The sequence below is a fragment of the Bradyrhizobium diazoefficiens genome, from assembly GCF_016616235.1.
In the GTDB taxonomy this organism is placed as follows: Bacteria; Pseudomonadota; Alphaproteobacteria; order Rhizobiales; family Xanthobacteraceae; genus Bradyrhizobium; species Bradyrhizobium diazoefficiens_H.
Map to the genome: position 1 here is coordinate 4,485,057 of NZ_CP067100.1, position 26,893 is coordinate 4,511,949.

26 protein-coding genes and 1 pseudogene are annotated in these 26,893 nt (G+C 64.6%); 13 read left to right on the top strand and 14 right to left on the bottom strand.

Annotated elements, in window-relative coordinates; all coding sequences use genetic code 11:
* Nucleotides 1-199: 199 nt before the first annotated feature.
* Together JJB99_RS21395 and JJB99_RS21400 are read right to left on the bottom strand one after the other, a co-directional pair.
* Complete coding sequence (locus JJB99_RS21395) at nt 200-1,477, bottom strand: ArgE/DapE family deacylase (RefSeq protein ID WP_200494299.1); 1,278 nt, start codon at nt 1,475-1,477, stop codon at nt 200-202.
* Nucleotides 1,478-1,528: 51 nt separating this feature from the next.
* Complete coding sequence (locus JJB99_RS21400; RefSeq protein WP_200494300.1) at nt 1,529-2,254, bottom strand: pyridoxamine 5'-phosphate oxidase family protein; 726 nt, start codon at nt 2,252-2,254, stop codon at nt 1,529-1,531.
* Nucleotides 2,255-2,329: 75 nt separating this feature from the next.
* Between JJB99_RS21400 and JJB99_RS21405 the strand changes: the two genes are divergently transcribed.
* Both JJB99_RS21405 and JJB99_RS21410 read left to right on the top strand, forming a co-directional pair.
* Nucleotides 2,330-3,805 carry a PLP-dependent aminotransferase family protein gene (locus JJB99_RS21405; RefSeq protein WP_200494301.1) on the top strand — a complete coding sequence of 492 codons (1,476 nt, stop codon included), beginning with the start codon at nt 2,330-2,332 and terminating at the stop codon, nt 3,803-3,805.
* A gap of 67 nt (nt 3,806-3,872) precedes the next feature.
* On the top strand, nt 3,873-4,118 hold the full coding sequence (locus JJB99_RS21410; protein WP_200494302.1) for a DUF6719 family protein: 246 nt from the start codon (nt 3,873-3,875) through the stop codon (nt 4,116-4,118).
* 4 nt (nt 4,119-4,122) lie between these two features.
* Here JJB99_RS21410 and JJB99_RS21415 read toward each other — a convergent pair whose 3' ends face one another.
* Both JJB99_RS21415 and JJB99_RS21420 read right to left on the bottom strand, forming a co-directional pair.
* Complete coding sequence (locus JJB99_RS21415; protein WP_200494303.1) at nt 4,123-4,488, bottom strand: hypothetical protein; 366 nt, start codon at nt 4,486-4,488, stop codon at nt 4,123-4,125.
* Between the two features lie 34 nt (nt 4,489-4,522).
* Nucleotides 4,523-4,684, bottom strand: a complete 162-nt coding sequence (locus tag JJB99_RS21420; RefSeq protein WP_200494304.1) for a hypothetical protein — start codon at nt 4,682-4,684, stop codon at nt 4,523-4,525.
* Nucleotides 4,685-5,097: 413 nt separating this feature from the next.
* Between JJB99_RS21420 and JJB99_RS21425 the strand changes: the two genes are divergently transcribed.
* The gene (locus JJB99_RS21425; protein WP_200494305.1) at nt 5,098-5,298 is read left to right on the top strand and encodes a hypothetical protein; all 201 of its coding nucleotides are present in this window, start codon (nt 5,098-5,100) and stop codon (nt 5,296-5,298) included.
* A gap of 52 nt (nt 5,299-5,350) precedes the next feature.
* Here the strand turns inward: JJB99_RS21425 and JJB99_RS21430 are convergent, their stop codons facing one another.
* Nucleotides 5,351-5,899, bottom strand: a complete 549-nt coding sequence (locus JJB99_RS21430; protein WP_200494306.1) for a CreA family protein — start codon at nt 5,897-5,899, stop codon at nt 5,351-5,353.
* A 208-nt stretch (nt 5,900-6,107) separates the two neighbouring features.
* On the opposite strand from JJB99_RS21430, the gene JJB99_RS21435 reads away from it, so the two are divergent.
* The 5 genes from JJB99_RS21435 (at nt 6,108) to JJB99_RS21455 (ending at nt 10,619) form a co-directional block, all read left to right on the top strand.
* Nucleotides 6,108-7,787, top strand: a complete 1,680-nt coding sequence (locus JJB99_RS21435; RefSeq protein ID WP_200494307.1) for a L,D-transpeptidase — start codon at nt 6,108-6,110, stop codon at nt 7,785-7,787.
* Nucleotides 7,788-8,032: 245 nt separating this feature from the next.
* Complete coding sequence (locus tag JJB99_RS21440) at nt 8,033-9,052, top strand: polysaccharide deacetylase family protein (protein ID WP_200494308.1); 1,020 nt, start codon at nt 8,033-8,035, stop codon at nt 9,050-9,052.
* A gap of 3 nt (nt 9,053-9,055) precedes the next feature.
* Nucleotides 9,056-9,607, top strand: a complete 552-nt coding sequence (locus tag JJB99_RS21445; RefSeq protein ID WP_200494309.1) for a dihydrofolate reductase — start codon at nt 9,056-9,058, stop codon at nt 9,605-9,607.
* Nucleotides 9,608-9,828: 221 nt separating this feature from the next.
* Nucleotides 9,829-10,308, top strand: a complete 480-nt coding sequence (locus JJB99_RS21450) for a hypothetical protein (RefSeq protein ID WP_200494310.1) — start codon at nt 9,829-9,831, stop codon at nt 10,306-10,308.
* Nucleotides 10,309-10,367: 59 nt separating this feature from the next.
* The gene (locus tag JJB99_RS21455; RefSeq protein WP_200494311.1) at nt 10,368-10,619 is read left to right on the top strand and encodes a hypothetical protein; all 252 of its coding nucleotides are present in this window, start codon (nt 10,368-10,370) and stop codon (nt 10,617-10,619) included.
* Nucleotides 10,620-10,725: 106 nt separating this feature from the next.
* Here the strand turns inward: JJB99_RS21455 and JJB99_RS21460 are convergent, their stop codons facing one another.
* The 3 genes from JJB99_RS21460 to aspS form a co-directional block, all read right to left on the bottom strand.
* Nucleotides 10,726-11,178, bottom strand: a complete 453-nt coding sequence (locus tag JJB99_RS21460; RefSeq protein ID WP_200494312.1) for a DoxX family protein — start codon at nt 11,176-11,178, stop codon at nt 10,726-10,728.
* Nucleotides 11,179-11,373: 195 nt separating this feature from the next.
* A complete protein-coding gene (locus JJB99_RS21465) occupies nt 11,374-13,683 on the bottom strand; it encodes an NADP-dependent malic enzyme (RefSeq protein ID WP_200494313.1) in 2,310 nt (769 codons plus the stop codon).
* A 361-nt stretch (nt 13,684-14,044) separates the two neighbouring features.
* Nucleotides 14,045-15,817, bottom strand: coding sequence for an aspartate--tRNA ligase (aspS, locus tag JJB99_RS21470; protein WP_200494314.1), 1,773 nt, complete (start codon nt 15,815-15,817; stop codon nt 14,045-14,047).
* A 196-nt stretch (nt 15,818-16,013) separates the two neighbouring features.
* On the opposite strand from aspS, the gene JJB99_RS21475 reads away from it, so the two are divergent.
* The gene (locus JJB99_RS21475) at nt 16,014-17,489 is read left to right on the top strand and encodes a protein adenylyltransferase SelO (protein ID WP_200494315.1); all 1,476 of its coding nucleotides are present in this window, start codon (nt 16,014-16,016) and stop codon (nt 17,487-17,489) included.
* Between the two features lie 12 nt (nt 17,490-17,501).
* Here the strand turns inward: JJB99_RS21475 and JJB99_RS21480 are convergent.
* From JJB99_RS21480 to JJB99_RS21505, 6 genes and pseudogenes are all read right to left on the bottom strand, one after another.
* A pseudogene (locus JJB99_RS21480) lies at nt 17,502-18,391 on the bottom strand (SMP-30/gluconolactonase/LRE family protein).
* Nucleotides 18,388-19,218 (bottom strand): citryl-CoA lyase, encoded by an 831-nt coding sequence (locus JJB99_RS21485; RefSeq protein ID WP_246774937.1) that lies wholly within the window; start codon nt 19,216-19,218, stop codon nt 18,388-18,390. The pseudogene JJB99_RS21480 and the gene JJB99_RS21485 overlap by 4 nt, the downstream one beginning before the upstream one ends.
* Nucleotides 19,215-20,459 carry a CaiB/BaiF CoA transferase family protein gene (locus JJB99_RS21490; RefSeq protein ID WP_200494317.1) on the bottom strand — a complete coding sequence of 415 codons (1,245 nt, stop codon included), beginning with the start codon at nt 20,457-20,459 and terminating at the stop codon, nt 19,215-19,217. The genes JJB99_RS21485 and JJB99_RS21490 overlap by 4 nt, the downstream gene beginning before the upstream one ends.
* A gap of 12 nt (nt 20,460-20,471) precedes the next feature.
* Nucleotides 20,472-21,494: an ABC transporter substrate-binding protein gene (locus JJB99_RS21495; RefSeq protein ID WP_200494318.1), complete on the bottom strand. Its 1,023-nt coding sequence runs from the start codon at nt 21,492-21,494 to the stop codon at nt 20,472-20,474.
* A gap of 29 nt (nt 21,495-21,523) precedes the next feature.
* Nucleotides 21,524-22,297, bottom strand: a complete 774-nt coding sequence (locus JJB99_RS21500; protein WP_200494319.1) for an ABC transporter permease — start codon at nt 22,295-22,297, stop codon at nt 21,524-21,526.
* The gene (locus tag JJB99_RS21505; protein ID WP_200494320.1) at nt 22,281-23,072 is read right to left on the bottom strand and encodes an ABC transporter ATP-binding protein; all 792 of its coding nucleotides are present in this window, start codon (nt 23,070-23,072) and stop codon (nt 22,281-22,283) included. The genes JJB99_RS21500 and JJB99_RS21505 overlap by 17 nt, the downstream gene beginning before the upstream one ends.
* Nucleotides 23,073-23,232: 160 nt before the next feature.
* Between JJB99_RS21505 and JJB99_RS21510 the strand changes: the two genes are divergently transcribed.
* The 4 genes from JJB99_RS21510 to JJB99_RS21525 all read left to right on the top strand — a co-directional run bounded on the left by JJB99_RS21510 (nt 23,233) and on the right by JJB99_RS21525 (nt 26,892).
* Complete coding sequence (locus JJB99_RS21510; protein WP_200494321.1) at nt 23,233-23,922, top strand: IclR family transcriptional regulator; 690 nt, start codon at nt 23,233-23,235, stop codon at nt 23,920-23,922.
* 303 nt (nt 23,923-24,225) lie between these two features.
* Entirely contained in the window at nt 24,226-25,074 is an 849-nt protein-coding gene (locus JJB99_RS21515) for a phosphodiesterase (RefSeq protein ID WP_200494322.1), read from the top strand.
* Between the two features lies 1 nt (nt 25,075).
* On the top strand, nt 25,076-26,026 hold the full coding sequence (locus JJB99_RS21520) for a carbohydrate ABC transporter permease (RefSeq protein WP_200494323.1): 951 nt from the start codon (nt 25,076-25,078) through the stop codon (nt 26,024-26,026).
* Nucleotides 26,023-26,892 carry a carbohydrate ABC transporter permease gene (locus tag JJB99_RS21525; RefSeq protein WP_200494324.1) on the top strand — a complete coding sequence of 290 codons (870 nt, stop codon included), beginning with the start codon at nt 26,023-26,025 and terminating at the stop codon, nt 26,890-26,892. The genes JJB99_RS21520 and JJB99_RS21525 overlap by 4 nt, the downstream gene beginning before the upstream one ends.
* Nucleotide 26,893 lies beyond the last annotated feature (1 nt).

Genomic DNA, 26,893 nt, shown 5'->3' on the forward strand with positions numbered 1-26,893 from the left:
TCTTTTAAGCTTAAAGCATCTGGATGCGGCAGGTGGCTGCGGGGTTCTCCGTAACACCTCTCCCGTTTGCGGGGGAGGTCGGCGCGAAGCGCCGGGTGGGGGCTCTCTCCACAGTTGGGGGGTCTTTCCAGCGGAGACACCCTCTCCCCGACCCTCTCCCGCAACCGGGAGAGGGAGCGCATCGCCGATGCCGTTCGAGTTACGCCTTCTCCACCCCGCACCACTCCGCGATGAACAGCGCCATCGCCTTGGTCGACTTCTTCAGCGAATCCAGATCGACGAATTCGTTGAAGCCGTGCATCTCGCCGCCGCTGGCGCCGAAGCACAGGCTGGGGATGCCGTGATTGAGGCCATAGAAGCGCGTGTCTGTGAGCGCGGTAAAGACGAGATCCTCGACGGCGTCGCCATAGACGGCGTTGAACGCCTTGCCGAACGCGGCCTCCGGCGCGGCGGCGCCGGTCAGCTCATAGCCTTCCGACAGGAAGCCGGACCATTCGATCTCCGGCGGGTTGTTGGCGAGGAAGCGGTGGTTGCGCGCCGCGGCCGCGACGCAGGCCAGAATCTCCTTCTGGTGATCGGCCACCGACCAGCCCGGCAGGATGGCGATGCGGCAATCGACATCGCACCAGGCCGGCACGCTGGAGGCCCAGTCGCCGCCCTTGATGATACCGGGGTTGAAGTTGATGGGATGGTTGAGCGTCTTGAAGTGCCGATCGGCCCTGGCGCGCTCGTTCCACTCGATCTCGAGCTTCTGGAGGGCCTGGATCAGATGATAGGCCGCCATGATTGCATTGGAGCCCGAGCCGGCAAAGGCGACGTGGGTCGGATGGCCCTTCACGCGCAGGCGGAACCAGATCACGCCGACCTGCGAGCGCACCATCTTGCCGCCGGTCGGCTCGGGGATGAAGCAGGCGTCGGCGCGATAACCGCGCTGGAGCGTCGAGAGCGCGCCGACACCGGTGCTCTCCTCCTCGATCACGGACTGGAAGTGAATCCGCGCTGTCGGCTTGAGGCCCGCGGCCTTGATCGCATCCAGCGCATAGAGCGCGCCGATGGTGCCGGACTTCATGTCGCAGGCGCCGCGGCCGAACATCTTGCCGTCCTTGATCACAGGCGAGAACGGCGGGGTGTCCCACAATTCCAGCGGCCCTGCCGGCACCACGTCGCAGTGGCCCTGGAGGATCAGCGATTTGCCGGCCTCGGTCCCCGGACGATACGTGCCGACCACGGTCCGCGCCTTGGAGAAATCATGCTCGATCGGACCGAAGCCGCGCAGAGCCTTGAGATCATCGACATTGATGTGCCAGTCGTCGACCTCATAGCCGCGCGCACGCAGGAGGTCGCCGATCATGTCCTGGCACGGCCCCTCCGCCCCGCGGGTCGAAGGGATCGCGACGAAATCGCGTGTGGTCGCAAGCTGGGCTTCGAAGCCGGCGTCGACGGCGTCAAGAATCCTCTGCTGCGTTTCGGCATTCATCGGGCAACTCCAGGCGTTCGGATGGCTCAGGGAGTGCGAAGCTAGCCGATTTCAGCCGTTCGGGTACTCCACAAAATAAGCACCCCGCAATGCATCTTCGAGCAGCCGGCCTTCGGAATAGCCGCTCAGCGTCGCAGGGCGCGTCACGCCGCCGAGCAGGCGCGGGCACGGTTCCGGCGCACCGAGCACGGTGCGGACCGGAATGCGCTCGGCATAGATTGGCAGTTCGTAGTCCTCATCGTCATCGGCAACACCCTTGGCGCGGATCTTGGCCGAGGCCTCCTCGATCTCCATCGCGATGAAGGAGGTCGCCTTGATCTCCTGCGCGGTGCTGGCCCGCAGGCCGGCGGTGCGCGCCGGGAAGAAGCGATCGACCATCGCGACCGCCGCCCGCTCCTTCTCGGCCGCGTCGGTGACGAGATAGGCGGTGCCGAACGCCATCACGGCACGATAATCCGCCGAGTGGTTGAAGCCGCAGCGCGCCAGCACGAGGCTGTCGAGATGCGCGACCGTCAGGCAGACGCGCTCGCCTTTGCTCTGGTTGCGCAGCATCCGGCTGGCGCTCGAGCCGTGCCAGTAGAGTTTTGTGCCCTCGCGCCAGAAGAAGGTCGGCGTGCAATAGGGCTGGCCGTCGATGACATAGGAGACGTGGCAGAGCATCGAGGAATCCAGGATGCGATGAACCGTCTCGTGATCGTAGAAGCCGCGGTCGTGGCGGCGCTTCACCTGGCTGCGCGCCGACGTCGGATAGGAATTTTGAGTCTCGGTCTCGCCCACGGCCGCTCCTGTCGGGATTGGAACAATTCCAGGCGAGTTGTAGCGGCCGATTTGGTCTGCGATAGTGCCAATTCCATGCAAAAAATTCCGACCAATTCTCCCGTGCCTGCCAAGTCCCCGACGAAAGCCGAGCTGCCGCTCGACCTTACCGGGGCGCATATCACGCCAGGCGCGTCGGCCGCGCACCGGCTGTATCAGGCGCTGTGCGAGATCATCGTCTCCGGCCTCGTCAAGCCCGGCGAGGCGCTGCCGCCGTCGCGGACGCTGGCGAGGCAGACGGGCTTCCGCCGCAACGCCGTCATCATCGCCTACGAGCGGCTGATCGCCGACGGCTTTGCCGCGGCGACCGTCGGCTCCGGCACATTCGTCGCTAAGCGTATCCCGGCACGCGCAACTGAACCGAACAAGCCGAAGATCGTAGTGGAAGCTCCAAAGCAAGGCGCGTTCTCGCTCGGCTGCACTCATATCGACGAGCGCGCGGTGCAGCGCTTTCGCGCCTTCGTTGGCAGGCGCATGCGCGCGTTCGGGGCCGAACATCTGCATTATGGCGATCCCCGCGGCAGCCGCGAGCTGCGTGCGGCAATCACTGATCATCTGTTGTCGGCGCGCGGACTGCGCTGTGATCCCGATCAGATCATGCTGACCTCGGGCACGCTGCACGCGCTGCGGATCGTGCTCGGCGCAATTCTGAAACCCAACGACCCAGTGTGGTGCGAGGACCCAGGTTACCCCGCTGCGCGAAACACCATCGCGCATTGCGGCTACCGCGCCGTGCCCGTTCCCGTCGACGAGCATGGCTTGCGGGTCGCCAGGGGGCGCACGGCAGCGCCGTCCGCGCGCGCGGCGTACGTCACGCCGTCGCACCAGTTTCCGCTGGGGGTACAGATGTCGATGCCGCGGCGGCTGGAGCTTTTGGATTGGGCGAGGCAAGCCGGCGCCTTCGTGCTGGAGGACGATTACGACAGCGAGTTTCGCTATGACGGCGCGCCACTGATGTCGCTTGCCGGCATCGATCACCTCCAGCGCGTGATCTACATGGGCACGTTCGCCAAGACGCTGTTTCCTGGCTTGCGCATCGGCTATTGCGCCCTGCCCGAGCGCCTGATCGCCAACGTGACCGCCGCGCGCGCTGCGCTCGACCGCTTTCCCGGCACGCTGATGGAAGGCGCGGTGGCCGACATGCTCAATTCCGGCGCCTTCGCCGCGAATCTGAAGCGGGTGCGCAAGCTTTATCGAGAGGCGCGCGATGCGCTGGCTGAGACACTGGCAGCCGCCTCCGGCGGTGCGCTGTCGGTGCCGGTGCCCTCGCAAGGGCTGCACCTCGTCGCCCGCTTCGATCCGGCGGTCGACCTGTCGGTCGCAGCAGAGGCCAAGCAGGCCGCGGGTGCGGAGGGCTGGCTGCTCGCCGACACCTATTCGCGCGCCCCTTCCCTGCCCGGCTTCGTGCTGGGATTTTCCGGACACGCGGTTCCACAGCTCGTCGCCTCCGCCGAACGGCTCGCGCGGGCATCGCGCACGGCGCTGCGCGCGAGGTCGGCCCGGCGGGCGTGACGAAGGTTCACTATCAGAATCGCCGGCTCATCCCTACACTGTCGTATCGATGCCGGGATCTCTCATCATGCTTCTGCGCCGTGCAGCCTGCCTCTCGCTCCTGATCTCCGCCGCGCTCGTGACCACAGCGCATGCCGTCACCGTCGGACGCGAGCAGGACATCACCGATCTCAAGCTCGGCCAACGCGTGCAGGTGGATGACGGAACCTGCCCCGCCGGGCAGGTCAAGGAAGTGCGGGGCTCGAAGATGACCGATAAGGGCGTGGCGCGGACCGCCGCCTGCGTGCCGCGCTACGGTCCGAAATCGAAATGATGGCTTAGGATTTCGCCGGATCGAACATGCACTGAAGGGTCGGCTTGGCGATCCTGGTGAAGGTCGGGCCGATCTCGCTCTGCTTGGACGCCGGCACCCACTCGGTCTCGATCGTCGGCACGCCGGTCTCGCTGATCCCGCGCAGTAGCGCGTCGCGCAAATCGCGGTCCTCGACGGCGGCAGCGGCGTGATCGTGCAGGCAGCCGCAGACCTCCTCGGGGTGCTCCCATCGGCCGAGCATACGCGGCGCGCACTGGCGCACGAATTCGCTGCGGGGATCCGGTAGCCTGGAGGGAGCGCGCACCTGCGCCTCGGCAGCGTTGATGGTCAGAAGAGCTACGAATGCGGCGGCGCAGAAGCGGGCAATCATGATGGCCTTTATTGGCTGATTTTCTTGAAGGCGATCAGAAGCGCGCGGCAAGCACGACTGGCTGCGGCGCCGGAATGACGGGCGAGCCGCTGTACTGGAAGGTGCCGACACCGGGCAGATTGCCATCCGGCGCGCCCGCAAACGAGGAGCCGGCGAGCACGAAACCGAAGGCAAGGATGAAGCTGAGCGCGCGCATGATCTTGTGTCCCATTCCGTGGCCGGCGGTGCGTCGTCGTTGTGACGCTGATAACCATGCGTCGTTTCGCGCGTGATGCGCCAAAAGCTGAAAATGGTTTCATCTTCGCGAGAATTGTTTCGTCGCACCCGGCGGGACGAAACATTCGGCGGAAAATCCCAATCTTTTCAGGCAGCTCGCCCGGCGAATCAAAGTCGCTTCGCAAGCTCCGTCCAAGCGGCAGGGGATGCCGCGCACAGCATGCCGGCGCGCCAGCGCCTTGCGCGCTTCACAAGCATTTTACGTTTTTCTGCTGAAGAGAAGCCCGAACGAAGGCTGGGTCCGGCCAAGCGGGAGACGCTTCGGCAGCGACCCAAGCCATCGAAACCAGAACGCCCGGCACACCGGGCGCAACCACGTGAGGGATGGCCATCATGATGGCGCAAGATCGCGCAGCGGCGCCCGACGCAGAGACGGGCCGCGTCGAGCAACAATCCAGGCGCTACGACGCCTCAGCCGGCGCAATGTCGCTGCAGTCTGGCCGCGGCTATGACGCCGCGCCACAAGCCTTCGTGCGGCTGACCGGCTCGCATCTCGTGTCACCGCAGGCCAGCCGCGCCACCGTGACCGCGTAACCCAAGCGCGTCACTGGCAACGCAAGCGCGTCACTGAGTGAACGCAATCGCGTCACTGAGTGAAGAAGTCGCCGCATTTCTGGATATTGGCGTCCGCCGGTCCCCACGGCATGATCGGCACCGTCGAGGTCGAGTTCTTCGGCGAGCCCTCGATCAGCTTGTCCGAGTAGACCATGTAGACCAGCACGTTGCGCTTGGCGTCGCAGCCGCGCACGATCTGCATCTTTTTGAAGAACAGCGAGCGGCGCTGGCGGAACATGTCATCGCCCTGCTCCATCTTGTTCTTGAACTTGATCGGGCCGACCTGGCGGCAGGCCAGCGAGATGTCCGAGACCTCCTCGGCAAGGCCGAGCCAGCCCTTGAAGCCGCCCTTCTCCGGCACGGTAAAGTGACAGGCAACGCCCTCGACTTCGGGGTCGTCGAGACCGTAGGTCGCGAGCTTGTCGTTCGGGCTCATCCATTTGAAGACGGTGGAGCGGCGGAAGATCAGATCGGGCTCGTCGGCAGCAGATGCGGAGGCCAACGGCACCGCCACGGTCAGGAGGAATAAAGCGAGGCCTTTCAAGCGGATGCCGGAAAGATCGGGGAAACGGGATGACATGAAGTTCTCCGGTAACAAGTCCCAGCAATGTAGACATCGGGCGGCCGGTCAGGAAGACGGCTGGGGGCGAACTGCGGCCGCCGTTTACCGCTCTGTGAGGCTTTTTTGCTACGTCTTGGACAAAAGTAGCTGATGGCAGAACCGCCCTGCTAGTGAACGCGTATCCCCTCTGCGACACTAATGTCTGATTTGGATTATGGATTCGAGGATGAACAGCGTGAACGGGTCCGGTTTTTCTGCCAAGCCGGAGCGGCTGTGGCAGGTCGCCATCTTGACGGCGGCAGGTGCGATCGGCACGACCAGCCAGGCGGACGCAGCATTTTATTATTGGACCGATTATTCCGACGGCTCCTACTACGCCCGGCAGGAGCCTCATCCCGAAATTCCGCGCCAGAAGCCGCAAAAGCACGGCACCTCCGGCAAGAAAAAGGAAGCCGTTGCCGAGAAGGAAGCCGGCACCAAGCCGCAAGGGCCGCTCGTCGTTGTCGTCTCGATCAACCGGCAGAAGGTGACGATCTACGACGGCAACGGCTTGTTCGCGGAGTCGCCGGTGTCGACTGGCATGAAGGGCCACTCGACGCCAATGGGTGTGTTCAGCGTCATCCAGAAGCACAAATTCCACCACTCCAACATCTATAGCGGCGCGCCGATGCCGTACATGCAGCGGATCACCTGGTCCGGCGTCGCCATGCATGCCGGCGTGCTGCCGGGCTATCCGGCCTCGCATGGCTGCATCCGCATGCCAATGGCATTCGCGGTGAAGATGTGGAACTGGACCAGGATGGGCGCGCGCGTGATCGTTTCGCCGGGCCAGATGTCGCCACAGAACTTCTCGCATCCGCTGCTCGCCTCGGTGCGCGTGCCGCCGCAGCCCGCCGCCAGCCTCGAGCCGCAAACCAATGTCGGCGACAAGGCCGACAGGGGCGCAGCCGGCACCAAGGCCGCTGAAGCCAAGCCTGCTGAGATAAAGCCTGCTAAGATAGAGCCTGCTGAGATAGAGCCTGCTGAGACAAAGCCCGTCGAGACGAAGACAGCGAGCGCCGACCGCGTGCTCGAGCTGCGCTCCTCGGTCGGTCACACCGTGATGTCGGACGTGACGACCGGCAATGCGCCGGTCCTCGAGGAGGCCACCGCGCCGGCCGACAAGGCCGAGGCAACGTCCGAGACCAAGACCGCCGAGGCATCCGAGGCGGCCAAGCCGCAATCGGAAGACGGTGCCAAGGCGGCGAATGCTGAAGCCAAGTCCGAGGCCGCCAGAGCCGAGCCGGCCAAGACTGATACCGTCGAAGCCGCGAAGAAGCCTGAGGCGCCGACGACAACGGCCGCACCTGCGCCCGACGCCAGGAAAGACGAGAGCTCGGCCGCAGAGCCTGCGCCCGCGGCGAAGCCGGAAGCGCCCAGGCGGGCCGGCCAGATCGCGGTCTTCATCAGCCGCAAGGATTCAAAACTCTACGTGCGGCAGAATTTCGCGCCGCTGTTCGAGATGCCGGTTACGATCGCCGCGAGCGACCGGCCGCTTGGCACGCATGTGTTCACCGCCGAAGCCGACAAGACCGATCCCAACGTGCTGCATTGGTCGGTGGTGTCGCTGCCGGTCTCGGTCCGCGCCGCCGCGCGCGAGGATGACGGACGTGTATCGCGCCGCCAGCGTGGCGCCGTCGTGATTCCCGTCGCCGCCAGGCCTATGACAGCCAAGCCTGTGACAGCCAAGCCTGTGGTCACGCCGGACAGCCCGACGGAGGCGCTCGACCGCATCGCGATCCCCGCCGACACCATGGCGAAGATCAACGAGATGCTGACGTCGGGCAGCTCGATCATCGTCTCCGACCAGGGCATCAACCAGGGCGAGACCGGCGAAGGTACCGACTTCATCGTTCGCCTGTATTGAAGCGCCGGCGGAGTAACATGTGAAGTTCCCGGCTGGAACTTCCACAAGGACCTGATTGGCCGCTATATCGCCGAGGTATTTTCTCCACGGGACAATCCGGTTGGGCACAATTGTGGTGGGCCGCCAAACAGCCGTTGCAATGGCGAGGGCCTACCATCTAGGCTAGGATCGCTTGGGGCAGGAAGGGTTTTGCCGGAGGCGAAAAGCCACGGCGGAACAACGGGATCAATCTCGAGGACAACACCATGCGTGTAGCGGCAGGACTGATTTTGGCAAGCGCGATGTCTCTGGCGATGGCAGGCGCGGCATGGTCGCAGACCCCGGCGGCCAAGCCCGCTGCCGCGACGCAGGCTGCTCCTCCGGCAACCCCGGCGACCGCTTCAGCCCCGGCTGCCCCTGCTCCCGCCGCCGCCGCTGCGCCGGCGGGTTTCGTCAATCCGCCGCCGCCGCAACAGCCGCCGCAGCCCGCGCGCGCAGCCTGTAACACTCCGGACGCGCTCGGGGTCGCTCGCACCGTCGAGATCGACACGACAGGCGGTCCCGGCTTCGGCTTCGAGCATTTCAAGGAGCTCGACTTCCTGCGCGACCACGAGGTCGTGCTGACCTTCGACGACGGCCCCTGGCCGAAGAACACACCCGCCGTGCTGAAGGCGCTCGCCGATGAATGTACCACCGGCATCTTCTTCTCGATCGGCAAGCACGCGACCTACGAGCCGGAGCTCCTCAAGCAGGTCTATGCGGCCGGCCATACCATCGGCAGCCACACCTGGTCGCATGCCAACCTCAACAACAAGAAGCTTAGCGAGGCGCAGCGCAAAGAAGAGATCGAGAAGGGCCTGTCCGCGGTGAAGTGGGCGCTCGGCGGCATCTCACCCGCGCCGTTCTTCCGCTTCCCGGCGCTGCAGCATCCGCCGGAGATGGTCACCTATCTCGGCAACCGCAACATCGGGATCTTCTCCTGCGACATCGACTCCTTCGACTTCAAGGCCTCCAAGCCCGAGAAGGTGATCGAGACCGTGATGAAGAAGCTCGAGAACAAGGGCAAGGGCATCATCCTAATGCACGACTTCCAGAAGCACACCGCCGAAGCCCTGCCCGAGTTGCTCAAGCGCCTGAAGGCCGGCGGCTACAAGGTGGTGGCGATGCGCGCCAAATTTCCGGCCTCGACGCTGCCCGAATACGACCAGGAGCTGCTCAAAGACGTCAAGTTGCCGACCGTGAGCCAGCGCCCGGTCAATTCCGTGGTGACCACAGTTTCCGAATAGACATTGTCTTTCCGCTTTGAAGGCTACGTCATCGTCTCGGCGGACGGCATGCTCGCCGACGCCAGCCACGTCATGCCCGACAGCCTGAAGTTCGAAGGCGACAAGCTGTTCTTCGAGCAGGCGCTCGATCGCGCCACGCTGGTCGTGCACGGCCGGCACTCGCACGAGCAGCAGCCGAATTCGTCCAAGCGCAAGCGCCTGATCCTGACCCGCAAGATCAAGGCGCTGACCGTCGATCCGGAGATGCCGAACGCGACGTTATGGAATCCGGAGCACGCGAGCTTTGCGGAAGCCTGCGCCTTTGCCGACGTCGCCTCCGGCACCGTCGCGATCATCGGCGGCCCCGTCGTGTTCGACATGTTCATGGACCGCTACGACACGTTCTGGCTGTCGGAAGCCCCGCATGTGCGGCTGCCCGGCGGCGAAGGCTGCTTCGTCGGCGTACCGGCGCGGACGCCGCATCAGGTGCTGGCCGCACACGGGATGACGCCGGGCGCGCCATACCTGCTCGACGCGGCGCATGAGGTCACGGTGACGCCGTGGCGTCGCAGCTAGCGCCGCAATCTCCGCGGTCGTCACATTGAAAAGCGAAATTGGCTAAATAGCTGCGCTCAGACAAGCCGACATCTCATTAATTCGGCGTGAAGCAGCGAGCCCAAAACCCGGCCGCGCCCCAGCGAAATCTCAGCGATTTTCCGCTTAGGTAGGGCGTACCGTAGCGACATCGCTTCGTGACCGGCGCTGCGCACGATCTCTTTTTTAAGGACAAGGAAACGATGCGTTCGATTTTTACCTCCGTTGCTTCTCGCAAATTTTTCGCCGCGATCGCCCTCGTGATGTCGCTGAGCTTCCTCTCGGCGATGTCGCTGTCGCCGGCCTATGCCATAGATCTTCCGACAGATGACGAGCAGGATGTCCTGGTGCGCACGACACTGATGACCTTCAACGACGCCAACATGACTGGCAACTACTCGGTCCTGCTGGCCAAGGCATCGAAGCAGTTCCGGGAACAAATGACAGTGGAGAAGCTGACGGTCGCGTTCGAATCCTTTCGCAGCAAGAAGCTGTTCTTCGAAGGCATCGTCACCGACGATTACGAATCGCAGCAGAAGGCGAAGCTTGATTCCGAAGGCGCGCTGGTTCTGGCCGGCGAGTTCAAGAACGACGACGTCCAGCTGAAATACAAGCTGCGCTTCGCGCAGGACAGCGAGGCCTGGAAGGTCATCGGCATCGACGTCGACGCCAAGAAGCCATAAGACAGGATCCTGAGCCGGCAATCCGGTGCGGCAGCGCTCGCCGGGAGGAGGACGCTTCGATGCCAGACGATGCTCCATCGACGCCAAAACCGTTCTGGCGCCGCGGCCTCGCCGGATTTCTCGACTTCCTCACGGTGTTCTTCGCCGGCGGCTATGTCATCGGCGCGGCGACCGGCGAAACGACAAAGGACGGCTTCAGCCTGCATGGCGCGTCCGCGCTGGTGCTGTTCGCCGGGATCGTCCTGTATTTCTATCTCGGCTGGAAGGTGCTGGGTGGCACGCTCTGGCAGCGGATTCTTGGCGCCCGTTGACTCACGCTTCGCGCGGTGTGGTGCCAGCATGACCACGCCTGCTCCGCCGGACGCGAAGAAAAAGTGGCGGTTGCGCTAGCGCTGACCACTTGCAGTCCCGCCCACCTCACACGTCGCCGTAAGCCGTCTCGGCCGGGCGCGTGGCGCGACCATAACCCATAATCATGAACAGCGCCCCGATGATGGCGAGGTTCTTGAGCGCGTCAACCACCATCTTGGCGTTGTCGGGCGGCACCTGATTCCAGAAATCGGAGAACAAGAAGGTCCCGACCGCGACGTCGATGATCAGAAGCATCGCGAAGAACCGCGCCCCGAAATTCAGCGCGATCAGCAGTCCCGCGATGATCTCGAGTGCACCGCCCGCGATCGCCAGCAGTTGCGGCGTGGTCATGGCGGTGACTGTCTCAACCTGCTTGGCGTATGGCGCGATCGCTTCGGGCACCACGATCTTGCCGGCGATGACGTCCGCCGTCGCCTGGATGGCGAACAGCTTGATCGCGCCCGTGTAGATGAACAGCACGGCGAACAGGATCCGCCCGAAAGTCACGAACGCTGGCATGATCGGCCTCTTGGCTCAGGGCTTATTGAAATCGGAATTTGGACGAAAGCGCCTGGCGATTATGATGAGTCATTGGCCGGTTTACAAACGGGGAAATGAAGAACTGCGCGCAATTCAAAGTTGGCGGCATCGGCACGTCTCGCCGCTCCGCGGCGGGCCACCCTCTCCCGCAAGGGAAGAGGGTACGACGACATCCTACGTAAACAACGTCGGCTGCTGCCGGGCCGCGCGCTCCTGCGCTTCGACCACGGCGACCGCGGTCATGTTCAGGATGCCGCGCGCGGTCACCGAGGGGGTGAGGATGTGCGCTGGGCGCGCCGGGCCGATCAGGATCGGGCCGACCGGCAGCGCGTCCGCCAGCGACTTGATCATCTGGTAGGCGACGTTGGCGGTATCGAGGCTCGGCATGATCATGATGTTGGCTTCGCCCTCCAGCTTGGAGTGCGGCAGCACCATTTTTCGCGCGGCGGCCGAGAGGGCGGTGTCGCCCTGCATCTCGCCGTCGGCCTCGATCTCCGGATGCTTCTCCCTCAAGAGCTGGGTCGCCCGCCGCATCTTGCGCGAGGAGTCGGTGTCGTAGCTGCCGAAATCCGAATGCGAGACGAAGGCGATCTTCGGCTTGATGTTGAAGCGTTGGACATGGACCGCCGCGAGCGAGGCGATCTCGGCGAGCTCTTCCGCGCTCGGATTGGGGCGCACTTGCGTGTCGGCGATGAAGAACGCGCCCTTGGTGGTGATCAGCAGCGCCAGCGCGGCATAGTCGCTGATCTCAGGCGAGAAGCCGATGATCTCGCGGACATGACGCAGATGGTGCATGTAGCGGCCCTCGACGCCGCAGAGCATGGCGTCCGCCTCCCCGCGCGTCACCGCGAGCGCCGCGATCACCGTGTTGTTGGTGCGGACCACCGTGCGCGCCGCATCCGGCGTCACGCCGCGGCGGCCGGCGACCTCGACATAGGACTGCACGTAGGAGCGGTAGCGCGGATCGTCCTCGGGATTGACGAGGTCGAAGTCCTTGCCGGCCCGGATCGAGAGGCCGAAGCGCTTGATGCGCGCCTCGACGACGGAGGGACGTCCGACCAGAATGGGGCGCGCCAGCTTTTCTTCCAGCACAACTTGCGTCGCGCGCAGCACGCGCTCGTCCTCGCCCTCGGCGTAGATCACGCGCACCGGCTGGGTCTTGGCCTTGGCGAACATCGGCTTCATGACGAGGCCGGAGCGGAAGGCAAAGCGCTCGAGCAGTGCGGTGTATTCGTCGAAATTGGTGATGGGGCGCGTCGCGACGCCCGATTCCATCGCCGCCTTCGCCACCGCCGGCGCGATGCGGAGAATCAGCCGGGGATCAAACGGGCTCGGGATCAGCGAGCCCGGGCCGAAACCTTGCGTCTCGCCGGTGTCAAAGCCCTGCGCGACAGCGTCTGATGGCGCCTCGCGCGCGAGCTGCGCGATGGCCTCGACGGCAGCGTGCTTCATCTCCTCGTTGATGGCGCTGGCGCCGACGTCGAGCGCGCCGCGGAAGATGAAGGGAAAGCAGAGGACGTTGTTGACCTGATTCGGATAGTCGGAGCGGCCGGTGCAAATCATGGCGTCAGGGCGCACCTTGCGCGCCTCCTCCGGCATGATTTCCGGCGTCGGGTTGGCCAGCGCCATGATCAGCGGCTTGTCGCCCATCGCCTGGGCCATTTCCGGCTTGAGCACGCCGGGTGCGGAGAGACCGATGAAGATGTCGGCGCCGCCGATGACATCGGCGAGCGTGCGCTTGTCGGTCTTCTGCGCGTAGACCGCCTTCCAGCGGTCCATCTGCGTGTTGCGGCCGTCATAGACCAGGCCGTCGATGTCGCAGACCCAGATGTTCTTGCGTTGCGCGCCCATCGACACCAGCAGGTTCAGCGTCGCGATGGCGGCCGCCCCTGCCCCCGACGCCACGATCTTGACGTCGGACAGCTTCTTGCCGTTCAGCCGGAGGCCATTGGTGATGGCGGCGGCAACGATGATCGCGGTGCCGTGCTGGTCGTCATGGAAGACCGGGATCTTCATGCGCTCCTTCAGCCGGCTCTCGATCTCGAAGCACTCCGGTCCGCGGATATCTTCCAGATTGATGCCGCCGAAGGTCGGCTCGAGCGCCGCCACGGTCTCGACCACGCGGTCGATGGTGTCGGCGGCGATCTCGATGTCGAACACGTCGATGCCGGCGAACTTCTTGAACAGGACCGCTTTGCCCTCCATCACCGGCTTGGAGGCCAGTGGGCCGATATTGCCGAGACCGAGCACCGCGGTGCCGTTCGAGACCACCGCGACCAAATTGGCGCGGGTCGTCAGCGAGGCGGCTTCCGCCGGGTTCTTGGCGATCTCGGTGCAGGCTGCGGCAACGCCCGGAGAATAGGCCAGCGCGAGGTCGCGCTGGTTGGCAAGCGGCTTGCTCGCCTGGATCTCGAGCTTTCCGGGGCGCGGCAGACGATGATAGGCCAGCGCCGCCTGGTGGAGATCTTCAGAATAGGACGACATGCGGTGTCTCGCCTCGCGTTACCGGCCTCAAGATGCACCCGGCCGCCCCTGCGGACGCTATTTCCGGGTCATGGAAACGGGATGAAGCACGGCAGAAGCCCCGGTGGCAACATCGGATTGCGATGCCATTCACAGAACGCACGGCCAAATATCTGACAGCGCTAGCTTTCCCTGGACTGCACGGCGTCAATCCCTCCTCCCTGTCATTGCGAGCGCAGCGAAGCAATCCAAAATCTTTCCGCGGAGGGACTCTGGATTGCTTCGCTGCGCTCGCAATGACGGTATGGATACAGCGCGACCTCCCTCCGCATCCGCCTTCGCCGAGCTTCGGCGCGACAAGCGAGGGAGAACCAACACAGCCTCACTTCTGCGGCAGGTTCACCCGCACATGCAGCTCGCGGAGTTGCTTGGGCGTGGCTTCCGAGGGCGCGCCCATCAGCAAATCCATGGCCTGCTGGTTCATCGGGAATAGCGAGATCTCGCGCAGATTCGTGGTGCCGCAGAGCAGCATCACGATGCGGTCGACCCCCGCGGCCATGCCGCCATGCGGCGGCGCGCCGTACTGGAAGGCGCGGTACATGCCGCCGAAGCGATCGACCACTTCCTGCTCGCCGTAGCCTGCGATCTCGAACGCCTTCACCATCGCTTCCGGCACGTGATTGCGGATGCCGCCCGAGGCGATCTCGTAGCCGTTGCAGGTGATGTCGTACTGGAACGCCTTGATGGTCAGCGGATCCTGGCCCTTCAGCGCCTCGAGGCCGCCCTGCGGCATCGAGAACGGGTTGTGCGAGAAGTCGACCTTCTTGTCCTCCTCGTTGTACTCGTACATCGGGAAGTCGACGATCCAGGCGAGCTCGAAGCGCTCCTTGTCGGTGAGGTTCAACTCCTCGCCGACCTTGTTGCGGGCAAGGCCCGAAAACTTCCAGAACTTGTCGGGATCGCCGGCGACGAAGAAGGCGGCATCGCCTTCCTTGGTGCCGAGCTGCCCGCGGATCGCAGCGGTGCGCTCGGGCCCGATGTTGTTCGCAAGGGGACCAGCGCCCTCGCCGCCCTCGCGCCACATGATGTAACCGAGGCCGGGCTGGCCTTCACCTTGCGCCCAGGAGTTCATGCGATCGCAGAACGCGCGGCTGCCGCCGCCCGGCGCGGGGATCGCCCAGACCTGGTTCTTGGGGTCTTCGAGCATACGCGCGAACACCTTGAAGCCGGAGCCGCGGAAATGCTCGGAGACGTCCTGCATCTCAATGGGGTTGCGCAGGTCCGGCTTGTCGCTGCCGTATTTGCGCAAGGCCTCCGCGAACGGAATCCGCCGCCAGCCCTTCGTCACCGGCTTTCCTCTCGCGAACTCCTCGAACACGCCGGTGATCACGGGCTCCATCGCCGCGAAGACGTCTTCCTGCGTGACAAAGCTCATCTCGACGTCGAGCTGGTAGAACTCGCCGGGCAGGCGGTCAGCGCGCGGGTCCTCGTCGCGGAAACAGGGCGCGATCTGGAAATAGCGGTCGAAGCCACTCATCATCAGCAGCTGCTTGTACTGCTGCGGCGCCTGGGGCAGCGCGTAGAATTTTCCGGGATGGATGCGCGATGGCACCAGGAAATCGCGCGCGCCTTCCGGCGAGGACGCAGTCAGGATCGGGGTGTTGAACTCGAAAAAGCCCTGCCCCTCCATGCGCCGGCGCATCGACTTGATGATCTCGACGCGCGTCATGATGTTCTGGTGCAGTTTTTCGCGGCGCAGATCGAGGAAGCGGTACTTGAGGCGGATGTCTTCAGGGTATTCCTGATCGCCGAACACCGGCAGCGGCAGGTCGCCGGCAGGTCCCAACACCTCGATCTCGCTGACATAGACCTCGACCTTGCCGGTCGGTAGGTCATCATTGTCGGTGCCTTCGGGGCGGCGGCGGACCTTGCCGTCCATCTTGACCACGAATTCCGAGCGCAGCTTTTCGGCCAGCGAGAACGCCGGCGAGTCCGGATCGACCACACACTGGGTCAGGCCGTAATGGTCGCGCAGGTCGATGAACAGCACGCCGCCATGGTCGCGAACGCGATGGACCCAGCCCGAGAGGCGGATGGTCTCGCCGATGTTGCTCTCGCGGAGCGCGCCGCATGTATGTGACCGGTAGCGATGCATGGTCGTCCCAAAATCAATGTCGGAGGAAGCGAATCGAACGACCTCTAGCGGCCGGTCCGAAGTTGCGGCAGGGTTTACCCGACGAGGCCCAACGCGGCAACTAATGGAACGGCCTGTTTTGGACCCGGAATGCCCATTTTTGGCTTATCAGAGGCCGAGCCTTTGCCATCAGGCGTTCCAGCCCTATCTTGAGCCCATGACGGTCCATTTCCCCTTTCAGAACTCCTATTCGGCGCTGCCGGACAGCTTCTTTGCCCGCGTCGCGCCGACCCCTGTCGCCGCCCCCCGGCTGATCAAGCTGAACCGGCCCTTAGCGGTCCAGCTCGGGCTCGATCCTGACCTGCTGGAGACCCCGGAGGGGGCCGAGATCCTGGCCGGCAAGACGGTTCCATCAGGCGCCGATCCGATCGCCATGGCCTATGCCGGCCACCAGTTCGGGCACTTCGTGCCCCAGCTCGGCGATGGTCGCGCCATTCTGCTCGGCGAGGTCATCGACAGGGACGGCATCCGCCGCGACATCCAGCTCAAAGGCTCGGGTCCCACCCCGTTCTCCCGCCGCGGCGACGGCCGCGCCGCGCTCGGGCCGGTCTTGCGCGAATACATCGTCAGCGAAGCCATGTTCGCGCTGGGCATCCCGACCACGCGCTCGCTCGCCGCGGTCGTCACCGGCGAGCACGTCATTCGCGAGACCGCGCTGCCCGGCGCGGTGCTGACGCGCGTTGCGTCGAGCCATATCCGCGTCGGCACCTTCCAGTTCTTCGCCGTCCGCCGCGACACCGACGCGATCCGCCGGCTCGCCGACCACGTCATCACGAGGCACTACCCGGACCTGCTTCACGCCGAGCGGCCCTATCACGCGCTGCTCGCCAGCGTCGTCGCACGCCAGGCCGAGCTCATCGCGCGCTGGCTGCTGATCGGCTTCATCCATGGCGTGATGAACACCGACAATACGTCCATCTCCGGCGAGACCATCGACTACGGCCCCTGCGCCTTCATGGACGCCTACAACCCTTCGCAGGTATTCTCGTCGATCGACGAGATGGGCCGCTACGCCTATGCCAACCAGCCGCGCATCGGCTTGTGGAATCTGACCCGGCTCGCCGAATGCCTGCTGCCGCTGTTCTCGGACGAGCAGGAGAAGGCGGTCGCGGAAGCCCAGGACATTCTCGGCGCGTTCAGCGAGACATTCAGCAACGCCTATCAGGCCGGCCTGCGCAAGAAGGTCGGCCTGTTCACCGAGCGCGACGGTGACGACGCCTTGATCCAGGACCTGCTCGACGCCATGGCGAAGAACCAGGCGGACTTCACCCTCACCTTCTGCAAGCTCGGCGATGCCGCAGGCGATAACGGCAACGGCGATGCGCGTGCGCAGTTCACGGACCCCGCGGCCTTTGACGAGTGGGCCAAACGCTGGCGTGAACGCACCGCGCTGGAGCCGCAGAGCGCGGCCGAGCGGCGAGCCGCGATGCACGCCGTCAACCCGATCTTCATCCCGCGCAACCACCGCGTCGAGGCGGTGATCCAGGCGGCGATGAATGATGACAACTATGCCCCGTTCGAGGAACTGGTGAGCGTGCTGGCGAAACCCTACCAGGACCAGCCGGACTACGCCGCCTACGCCGATCCGCCGCTGCCGGACCAGCGGGTGTTACAGACGTTCTGCGGGACGTGAGAATCGTCGCGATCAATTGCGGTCGGCGATCAGGACTGAACCACTCGACGATTCGGTAATCGCCAAGGCGGTGCCAGTCCGATCCAACGCAACATTGGTGCAGGTCGGGCCGGCACACGAGCTGATCCGCACAATGCACTCGCCGTTCGGCGCCAGCACGAAGACATGGCCGAGCGATGCATGGGCGACGAATAACCGTCCTTGACGATCCATCGCCAGCCCATCCGGCCCGCTGGTGCCGAAGAACGAGGCGAAGCGGCCCACCTTCGCAACACCGCCGTCGCGCATCAAAGGCACGCGCCAGACGCTGTTGTCGCGCGTCATCGCGACGAACAGCACCGTCTCATCCGGGCTCAGCACGAGGCCGTTCGGGCTCGGTCCGTTGTCGATCAGGCAGTCGAGACGGCCATCGGTGCGAAGGCGAAAGACACGGCCGCTCGGATCATGCAGCCCGGTCTGGCCCTGGTCGGTGAAATAGACGTCGCCGTTCGAGGCAATGTGCAGATCGTTGCAGCCCTTGAACGACTCCGAGTTGCGATGCGCCAGCAGCGGCTTGATCGTGTCGCGGTCGGGGTCGAGCTCCATGATACCGTTCATGTAGTCGGCCACGAGAATGCGTCCATCGGGCGCAATCTTCAGGCCGTTCGGCCATCCCCGATATTCCGCGATCAGAGACCACATGCCGTCGGGCGCGATCCGGAAGATGCGGCCGAACGGAATGTCGACGACGTAGAGATTGCCGTTCGCATCGAACGCCGGCCCCTCGATGAAACTGTCGACGGGATGACCGCCACGGTTGGCATCGGCCCAGTCGGAGCGGACGCCGGATCGGCGAAACTCAGCCGGCATCGCGAGAAAACGCGGGTCTCAAGGCGCTGCGGCGGTGTGTCGAGATACATCATGGCCGCTCGCCGAGCGCGCGGCGCGGCTGCCCCTCGTATTTATAGGCAAATTGTTTTGGCATCGGCCCCTTGTTGCGGTCCTTGCGCCCGGTCTGCTCCCAGGCATGTGCCAAAATGCCAACCGCGCGCGACAGGCAGAACACCCCTCGCGCGAGCGGCGGCGCAAAGCCGAGCTCGCCATAGATGACGGCCGTGGCGCCGTCGATGTTCATCGGAATGAGTTTGCCCTTGCGCGCCTGCATTACGCGCTCGATCGCGCGAGCCGCGGCGGCATAGCGACCGCTGATGCTGCCTTCGATCGCCGCGGCATCCACCAGCGCCAGCAGCGGCGCGGTGCGCGGGTCGACCGGATGAAAGCGGTGGCCGAACCCTGGCAGGTACTTGCTTCGCGTCGCGGTGAAATGATCGATGGCCGCGCCTGCCGCCGCCTCGATGTCCTTGATTTCACTCCGCCGCAGCACGTCGTCATAAAGCTCGACCGCCTGCTCGCCGGCGCCGCCATGGACGTCGTCGAGCGTGTTGATGGCCGAGGCCATCGCGCCGTTGAGCGGCAGGCCGCAGCTTACCGCCATTTGGGCGATCGCGATCGACGGCGCATGCGGCCCGTGATCGACGGAGGCGACCAGCGCGGCCTGGAGCAATCGCTCCTGCGCCGCCGAGGGCAGCTCCCCGCGCAGCATCAGCCAGATCATCGCCGGAAAGGAAATCCGGCCGATCAGATCCTGGATCGGATAGCCCCGATAGGCGATCCGCCCGGGGGCGATATCGCAGATCGACGTCCGCCACCATTGTGCAGCCGCCTCTCGCAATGCGGATTCATCGCTCACTGAACGTTCTCCTTTGCGACGCTTTGGTTCGTTGGCGTGCCCGCCACGACGCCGCTCGCCACGAATTGGGCGATGTCCTGCGCGGAATAGCCGAGCTGCTCCAACCATCGCTCGGTGTCCGCGCCAAGCTCCGGAGGCAATGCTGGCGGCGGAAAGTCCTCGTCGAGCCGGAAGCCCGGTCTGGTGATCCGCAGCCGGTCATGCTCGCCGGACTGGGCTGGAAGTGTTTCCACGAAGCGACGCTCCAGCAGTTGCGGCTCTCTTAGGACTTGCGGAACCGTCAGCACGCATCCTGCGGGCACGCCGGCCGCATTCAGCTCACGCTCCCACACCTCTGCCGCCTTCGTACCCAGCGCCTCGTTCAGCGCCTCGTTCAGCGCTACACGATTGGCTTTGCGCGTCTCGCGTTTGGCGAAGCGTGGATCGGTGGCAAGCTCGGGCCGGCCGACCAGATCGCACAAGGCCTGAAACTGCTTCTGCTCGTTCGCGGCGATGTTGAGCGGCCCCGTTGCCGTGCTGAACGTGCCGGACGGCGCCGCGGTGAAATTCTCGTTGCCCATCGGCTCCGGCTCGACACCGGCATTGAGATGGTTGGACACCACCCAGCCCATCGCCGCAACTGTGGCTTCCAGCAGCGAGACATCGATGAAGCGGCCGCGGCCGGTCTGCCGCTGATCGACCAGCGCGGACGAGATGGCGAAGGCTGCCGTCAGCCCAGCGATGGTATCGGAGATCGGAAATCCTGTGCGCAGTGGCGCGGACCGCGCATCACCCGTCACGCTCATGGCGCCCGACAGGCCCTGCACAATCTGGTCATAGGCCGGCCTCGCCGACCAGGGTCCGCTCTGGCCGAAGCCCGAGATTGCACAATAGATCAATCGCGGATTGCGCCGGCTCAACACCTCGTAACCGAGGCCGAGCCGTTCCATCACCTTGGGCCGGAAATTCTCCAGCACCACGTCGGCCTTGGCAACGAAGCGCAAGAATACCTCCTTGCCCGCCTCGGACTTCAGATCGAGCGCGACCGAGTGCTTGCCGGCATTGACGGCGACGAAGGACAGGCCCTGGAGCCGCTGCGCCCGCTTCGGATCGGCGCCGAGGCGCCGCGCCAGGTCGCCACCATTCGGATTCTCAATCTTGATCACCTCGGCGCCGAGGCGCGAGAGGTGGTAGCCGCAGAACGGACCCGCCAGCACGTTGGACAGGTCGAGGACGCGGATACCCGTAAGCGGCAAAGACATTCCAGTATCCTCTTACTTCAACTGCTGAGCCGCGCGATCAGCGAAGCGATTGGTGAAGGTCTTGGTGAGATCGATCTTGGCAGCCGCGATCTTGGGATCGTAGTCGCTCAGGACCGCGAGCGGCACCTTGGCGGCCTCGACGTCCATCTGGCCGGTCTGCGAGAACAGCGCCTTCGACGCCTTCATGATCTCGATGTTGACGTCGCGATTGTCGGTCTTGTAGCCGGCGGGCATCGCATCGACGAGCTGCTCGGTCGGGGCCGAGTTGATCCACCGGTGCGTCTTCAGGAACGCGTTGACGAGGCGCTGCACCGTCTCCGGGTTCTTGTCGATGAAGGATTGCTGGAGATAGAGGCAGGCCGTCGGATAGATGCCGCCGAAGGCCTGCTTGGAGCCGTCGATCGTGCGCGCGTCGAACAGCGGCGTCGCCGAGCTCTTGCGCGCGAGCAGCGTCGCCACCGGATCGAAATACACCAGCGCGTCGATGTTCTTGGCCTCGAGCGCGACCATCCCCGGCGCGCCGCTGCCAACCGCGATGATGTTGACGTCGCGCGGCCCGAGCCCGGCTTTCTTGATGTAATAGCGTGCCATGGTGTCGGTGGACGAGCCGGGCGCCGTGATGCCGAGCTTGAGGCCCTTCAGATCCGCGCCGGTCCTGACCTTGTCGGCAAGGTCGTTCCGGACGCCGAGCAGAACGCCCGGAATGTCGTTGAGCAGGAACACGCAGGAGATCTCCTTGCCCTGCGCCTGCATCTGGATCGTATGGTCGTAAAAGCCGACAGTGCCGTCGACCGAGCCGCCAATGAGCGCCTGGAGCGCCTTCGAGCCGCCGGCCTGGAAGTTCTCGACGGTGACATCCAGTCCTTCGTCCCTGAACATGCCGAGCTTCACGCCGAGCTCGAGGGGCATGTAGTTGAGGATCTGGGAACCGACCGCAATCTTGAGCTTCGCCTTTTCCGGCTCGCCGGCCTGCACCGTGAGGACGGAAAGACAGATCGCCGATACGGCGAGGATCAGCCGGGTGAAGACACGCATGCGAACCTCCATGTTTGCGTATTGTTCGATCAGACTTCGTGAGCAGGTGCGGGACGCCACACCAGGAGCCGCTTTTCGGCGCGATCGACCAGCGCGTCGAGGGCGACCACGAAGGCGGACAGCACGATGATGCCGGCGAACACGCCGGCAGCGTCGAGCACGCCCTCGGCCTGGGCGATCAGGTGCCCGAGGCCGGCGGATGAGCCGAGATATTCGGCTACCACGGCGCCCATCACCGCCATGCCGACGGACACCCGCAGGCTGGACAGGATCCACGTCGTGGCCGACGGCAGATAGACGTGGCGCAGCAGCGACCATTTCGACGCACGCAACAGGCGGGCATTGGCCAGCACCACCGGGTTGACCTCGCGCACGCCCTGGAAGGTGTTGAAGAAGGCGACGAACAGCACCAGCGTTACGCCGAGCGCGACCTTCGAGGTCAGGCCGAGGCCGAACCAGATCACGAAGATCGGCCCGAGCAGGATGCGCGGGATGGCGTTGAACATCTTGATGAAGGGCTGCACGACCTCGGCCGCGAACGGACTGAGGCCGAGCCAGATTCCGAGCGCGGTGCCGATCGCAATCCCGGCCACGAAGGACAGGACCGTCTCCAGCAGCGTGACGCCGACATCGGTCCAGAAGTCCGCGGTGGACATCCACTCCCCGATCCGCGCCACCAGCGTCGATGGCGCCGGGAAGAAGAACGGATCAATCAGTCCTGCCCGGACGCCGGCTTCCCAGATCAGGAGCAGGCTGAGCACGATCGCGACCTGAACGAGAACCACCTTACCCTTGCGCGGCATAGCTCTTCTCCACTTCGGCGCCGAGCAGCGACCAGATTTGACGATAGAGCGCGACGAATTCATCGGTGGTCTGGAGCGCCGAGACGTCGCGCGGGCGCGGCAGCGTGATCGGGACGTCGCCGACCATGCGACTGCCCGGCCCCGCCGACATCACGACGACACGGTCGGCGAGCGTAATCGCCTCGTCGAGATCGTGCGTGATGAAGATCAGGGAGCGGCGCTCCGCCTGCCAGAGATCGAGCAGGATGCGGTGCATCAGCCGGCGCGTGTGCACGTCCAGCGCCGAGAACGGCTCGTCCATCAGCACGATCCTCGGCTCCATGATCAGGGTCTGGGCCATCGCCACGCGCTTGCGCTGGCCGCCCGACAGCTGATGCGGATAACGCTCCTCAAAACCTTTCAGGCCGACCTTGGCGAGCCAGGGCCGCGCCTGCGCCCGCGCCTCCTCCACCGACTTGCCCTGAAACACGAGGCCGAGGCCGACATTGTCCTGGGCGGTCTTCCACGGCAGCAGTCCCTCCTGCTGGAGCATGTAGCCGGACTGGTCGTTGAGGCCTGCGAGCGGCTTGCCGAAGATGCAGACGTCGCCGGCGGCAGGCTTCAGCAATCCGGTGACGGTGTTGAGGATGGTCGACTTGCCGCAGCCGGTCGGCCCCACCACCGCGACGAACTCGGTCTCGCCGACCTGGAGGTTCATACTTTTGACGGCGGTGAAATCGCCGAAGCGGATCATGACGTCGCGCAAATCGACGGCCAAGCCCGGCTGCCCTTCCATTGTTTCGCTCCGCAGAACTAGTTCTGTTATTCAAAACCCGTAGCCGGGTGCGCGACCCGAGTCAAATTGATTCCATGCAGCAGAACCATGCGATTGGCCCATTTGTCGACTTTTCGACCAATCCATGATATTTGTTCTATCAGATAGAACAGGAGCGACGATGGCAAAAACGGGTGTTGATGCGGTGGCGCGGGCACTGGCGATCCTCAGGGCGTTTGGGCCGGAGCGCGGCGCCATGACGCTGACCGAGATCGCCGAGGCAACCGATCTCTACAAGAGCACGGTGCTTCGTCTCGCTGCGACGCTGGAGACCAACGGCTTTCTCATCCGCGGCGTTGACCGGCTGTTCCGTCCGGGCCCAGAGCTCTGGCGCCTCGGTGCGCTCTATCAGCGTGGTCTCGACCTCGGCGATCTCGTGAGACCGTCGCTGCACCGCCTGGTCGAGGCGACCGGCGAGACGGCGTCGTTCTACATTGCCGACGGCGATGAGCGCATCTGCCTGTACCGGGTCAACTCGCCGCGCTCCGTCCGGCATCATCTCGACGAAGGCCAGCGGCTGCCGATCGATCGCGGCGCCGCCGGGCGCGTGCTCACCGCCTATCGCGAGCCCGCCGCCACCGAGACCAGCAAAATCCGTGAGCGCGGCTTCTACGTGTCGCTTGGCGAGCGTGACCCCGAGGTCGCCGCCGCCGCCGTCCCGGTCATCGATGTCCAGGGCAAGCTGCGGGGCGCCTTGTCGGTCTCCGCCATTCGGACGCGTTTCGATGCCACCGCGCGCAAGGCCGCCATCGATGTGCTCAAATCCGAAGCCCGCGCCTTGTCCAGCCTACTGCCCGCCGGCGAAAACTGATCGGACCGGCCAAGCCCACTTTGCGGATTTTCCGATGATGGCACTATGCCCCTGTTTTGCCCGACGTGTCAACGCATGTCGGGAGACGCGTAAGCCGTTGTCCCGGCAACCATCGGCTACTGTGCATGGGGTTGTTTTCGATATTTTTATGAGGCATGCGGCGCGCGTCACCGTTGGCGCGTCCTGTGGAATGCGGACCCATTGGAACCGCTGTCATCAAACTGAAACATACGCGCTCTAACGGCCTGTCAGGGCCGTCTTGCCGGAGGCGACCACCCTCCAACAGTCCCTGACAAGCGCGCCATGCCGTTCAAATTCATCCACCTTACCGACACGCATCTCGCGAATCCCGGGCTGAAGCTCTATGGCCTCGACCCCCGCGCCCGGCTCGATGCCGCCGTCGCCGACATCAACAACCATCACTCGGACGCTGCCTTTGCGGTCGTGACCGGCGACCTCACCCATTGGGGCGAGCCGGAATCCTACGCCAATTTTGCTGACGCGATGTCTGCGCTGAAAATGCCCTACATCGCCATGGTCGGCAATCACGACAAGCGCGTGGCCTGCCTCGACGGCCTGAAGCCCGCGCCGCGCGATCCGAACGGCTTCGTGCAGGGCACGCGCACGACCGAGCACGGCCTGTTCGTCTTCCTGGACACGCTGGACGAGACCAGCCACGCCGGCGAGATGTGCGCCAAGCGACTCGAGTGGCTTGCGAAGACACTCGCGGCTGCGCCCGCCGACCAGCCGTTCGTCGTGTTCATGCATCATCCGCCCTTCCCGGTCGGCGTCCACGCCATGGACGAGATCGCGCTGGCGCAGAGCGCCGAATTCGCCGAGGTGATCGCGCCCTATCGTTCGCGCATCCGCCACCTCTTCTTCGGCCACGTGCACCGGCCGATCTTCGGCAGCTACGGCAAGATCCCGTTCTCGACCCTGCGCGGCACCAACCACCAGGTCTGGTTCGAGCTCGATCCGAACGCACCGCACCTCGCCAGCCACGAGCCGCCGGCCTATGGCGTGGTGCTGATCGACGATGAGAACCTGGTCGTGCACAGCCACGACTTCCTCGACCAAAGTCTGCGCTTCCCCTTCGCCGCACCTGCGGGAATGGACGATCGCGACTATGCGCTCAACTTCCCGGCACGGTGAGATGAGCCTCGCTGAACCCGCGGCTCTCCCGGTCGCGGCATCGGTGCCGCCGCGCCTGCATATGCTGAAGCGGTTCTCTCACCGCTTCAAAGCCTCGCTGCCGGCCTATCTGTTGCTGCTGCCCTCGCTGGTCTTCCTCGCCCTGTTCACCTACGGCGCGATGGGCCGCGTCATCATCGACGCGCTCTATCAGCGCGCCACGCCGAAGGCACCGCTCCGCTTCGTCGGCCTCGACAATATCAGCGGAGTGCTGGCCGACCCGGCCTTCACCGGCGCGGTCGTCAACAGTCTCGTCTATGCTGTCGGCACCGCCATCCCGAGCATCGCCCTTGCGCTCCTGTTCGCGCTGGCACTGGCGCGCACCAATGCCGTGACCAGCGCGCTGCGCGCCGCGCTGTTCCTGCCGGTGCTGATCCCGATGGTCGCGGCGTCCGCGCTGTTCCTGTTCATCTTCCTGCCCAATGTCGGCCTGCTCGACTATTACATCGGCCGCGTGCTGCCGGTGTTGCCGAACTGGCTCGGCGACCCCGATATCGCGCTCTACGCGATCATGATCATCACGGTCTGGAAGAACGCCGGTTATTACATGCTGTTCTTCCTCGCCGGCCTTCAGTCCGTGCCGGAGGACGTGATGGAAGCCGCCCACCTCGATGGCGCGGGTCCCTTCATGCGGCTGCGCTACATCATCCTGCCGGAGCTCAAGCCCACCTTCCTGTTCGTCATCGTGATCGCGACGCTCAACGCGGTGACGCAGGTCGACCACGTCTTCGTCATGACCAAGGGCGGCCCGTCGAACGCCACCAATCTCGTGCTGTTCTACATCTACCAGCAGGCGGTCGAGCATTATGACATCGGCAAAGCTTCCGCAGCGACGCTGCTGACGCTGGCCGCCTTGATGAGTCTCACCGCGCTCTCGTTCCGCACCATGGCCAACCGCGAGGGCGGGCGATGACGTTCATTGATCGCCTGCTCAAGAACGCCCCGCTCGCCACCCGCCGCGAGATCACGCCAAAGCTCGGCTTCGCGCTGACCGTGCTGCTCGCGCTGGTCTGGCTGATCCCGTTCCTGTGGATGGGCGTGGCGACGCTACGCCCAGCGTCCGACGGCATCAATCTGATGGCCGAGCTGATGCCGAGCCTGAGACCCACGCTCGACAATGTCAGGGATGCCTGGGAGATCGGCGATTTCCCGCGCTACTTCATCAACACCACCATCATCTGCTCCGGCATCCTGCTGGTGCAGTTCGTCACGATCACGCTGGCAGGCTTTGCGTTTGCGCGGCTCGACTTCGCCGGCAAGACGCCGATCTTCTATCTGTTCCTGATGCAGCTGATGCTGGTGCCGGTGCTGCTGATCGTGCCGAATTTGCGCATCGTCGCGCAGTTCGGCCTCTACGACACGCTCACTGGGGTGATGATGCCGTTCTTCGCCTCGGCCTTCGGCACCTTCCTGATGCGGCAGGCTTTTGAAGCCATTCCGACCGAGCTGGAGGACGCCGCCCTCATCGACGGCGCCAGCCTGCTCCAGCGCATCCGCCACATTTATGTGCCGCTGTCGCTGCCGAGCTTTTCCGCCTTCGCCATCATCTCCGTGACCAGCCACTGGAACGACTTCCTGTGGCCGCTGATGGTGATCAATTCGCCGGACAAGCGGCCGCTCACGGTCGGCCTCTCCGTCTTCACCGCCACGGCCGAAGGCACCCAGGCCTGGGGCACGATTGCCGCCGGCACGCTGATGGTGATCGCGCCGCTGCTCATCACGTTCCTGATCTTCCAGAAGCGCTTCATCAGTTCTTTCGTCACCTCAGGCATCAAATAGG

Coding starts and splice junctions, on each gene's coding strand:
- JJB99_RS21435 (WP_200494307.1), top strand. CDS start 6,108: ATGAACAGCGTGAACGGGTCCGGTTTTTCTGCCAAGCCGGAGCGGCTG.
- JJB99_RS21410 (WP_200494302.1), top strand. CDS start 3,873: ATGCTTCTGCGCCGTGCAGCCTGCCTCTCGCTCCTGATCTCCGCCGCG.
- JJB99_RS21510 (WP_200494321.1), top strand. CDS start 23,233: ATGGCAAAAACGGGTGTTGATGCGGTGGCGCGGGCACTGGCGATCCTC.
- JJB99_RS21405 (WP_200494301.1), top strand. CDS start 2,330: ATGCAAAAAATTCCGACCAATTCTCCCGTGCCTGCCAAGTCCCCGACG.
- JJB99_RS21520 (WP_200494323.1), top strand. CDS start 25,076: ATGAGCCTCGCTGAACCCGCGGCTCTCCCGGTCGCGGCATCGGTGCCG.
- JJB99_RS21415 (WP_200494303.1), bottom strand. CDS start 4,488: ATGATTGCCCGCTTCTGCGCCGCCGCATTCGTAGCTCTTCTGACCATC.
- JJB99_RS21475 (WP_200494315.1), top strand. CDS start 16,014: ATGACGGTCCATTTCCCCTTTCAGAACTCCTATTCGGCGCTGCCGGAC.
- JJB99_RS21440 (WP_200494308.1), top strand. CDS start 8,033: ATGCGTGTAGCGGCAGGACTGATTTTGGCAAGCGCGATGTCTCTGGCG.
- JJB99_RS21420 (WP_200494304.1), bottom strand. CDS start 4,684: ATGCGCGCGCTCAGCTTCATCCTTGCCTTCGGTTTCGTGCTCGCCGGC.
- JJB99_RS21490 (WP_200494317.1), bottom strand. CDS start 20,459: ATGTCTTTGCCGCTTACGGGTATCCGCGTCCTCGACCTGTCCAACGTG.
- JJB99_RS21450 (WP_200494310.1), top strand. CDS start 9,829: ATGCGTTCGATTTTTACCTCCGTTGCTTCTCGCAAATTTTTCGCCGCG.
- JJB99_RS21465 (WP_200494313.1), bottom strand. CDS start 13,683: ATGTCGTCCTATTCTGAAGATCTCCACCAGGCGGCGCTGGCCTATCAT.
- JJB99_RS21460 (WP_200494312.1), bottom strand. CDS start 11,178: ATGCCAGCGTTCGTGACTTTCGGGCGGATCCTGTTCGCCGTGCTGTTC.
- JJB99_RS21505 (WP_200494320.1), bottom strand. CDS start 23,072: ATGGAAGGGCAGCCGGGCTTGGCCGTCGATTTGCGCGACGTCATGATC.
- JJB99_RS21430 (WP_200494306.1), bottom strand. CDS start 5,899: ATGTCATCCCGTTTCCCCGATCTTTCCGGCATCCGCTTGAAAGGCCTC.
- JJB99_RS21515 (WP_200494322.1), top strand. CDS start 24,226: ATGCCGTTCAAATTCATCCACCTTACCGACACGCATCTCGCGAATCCC.
- JJB99_RS21495 (WP_200494318.1), bottom strand. CDS start 21,494: ATGCGTGTCTTCACCCGGCTGATCCTCGCCGTATCGGCGATCTGTCTT.
- aspS (WP_200494314.1), bottom strand. CDS start 15,817: ATGCATCGCTACCGGTCACATACATGCGGCGCGCTCCGCGAGAGCAAC.
- JJB99_RS21500 (WP_200494319.1), bottom strand. CDS start 22,297: ATGCCGCGCAAGGGTAAGGTGGTTCTCGTTCAGGTCGCGATCGTGCTC.
- JJB99_RS21395 (WP_200494299.1), bottom strand. CDS start 1,477: ATGAATGCCGAAACGCAGCAGAGGATTCTTGACGCCGTCGACGCCGGC.
- JJB99_RS21455 (WP_200494311.1), top strand. CDS start 10,368: ATGCCAGACGATGCTCCATCGACGCCAAAACCGTTCTGGCGCCGCGGC.
- JJB99_RS21525 (WP_200494324.1), top strand. CDS start 26,023: ATGACGTTCATTGATCGCCTGCTCAAGAACGCCCCGCTCGCCACCCGC.
- JJB99_RS21425 (WP_200494305.1), top strand. CDS start 5,098: ATGATGGCGCAAGATCGCGCAGCGGCGCCCGACGCAGAGACGGGCCGC.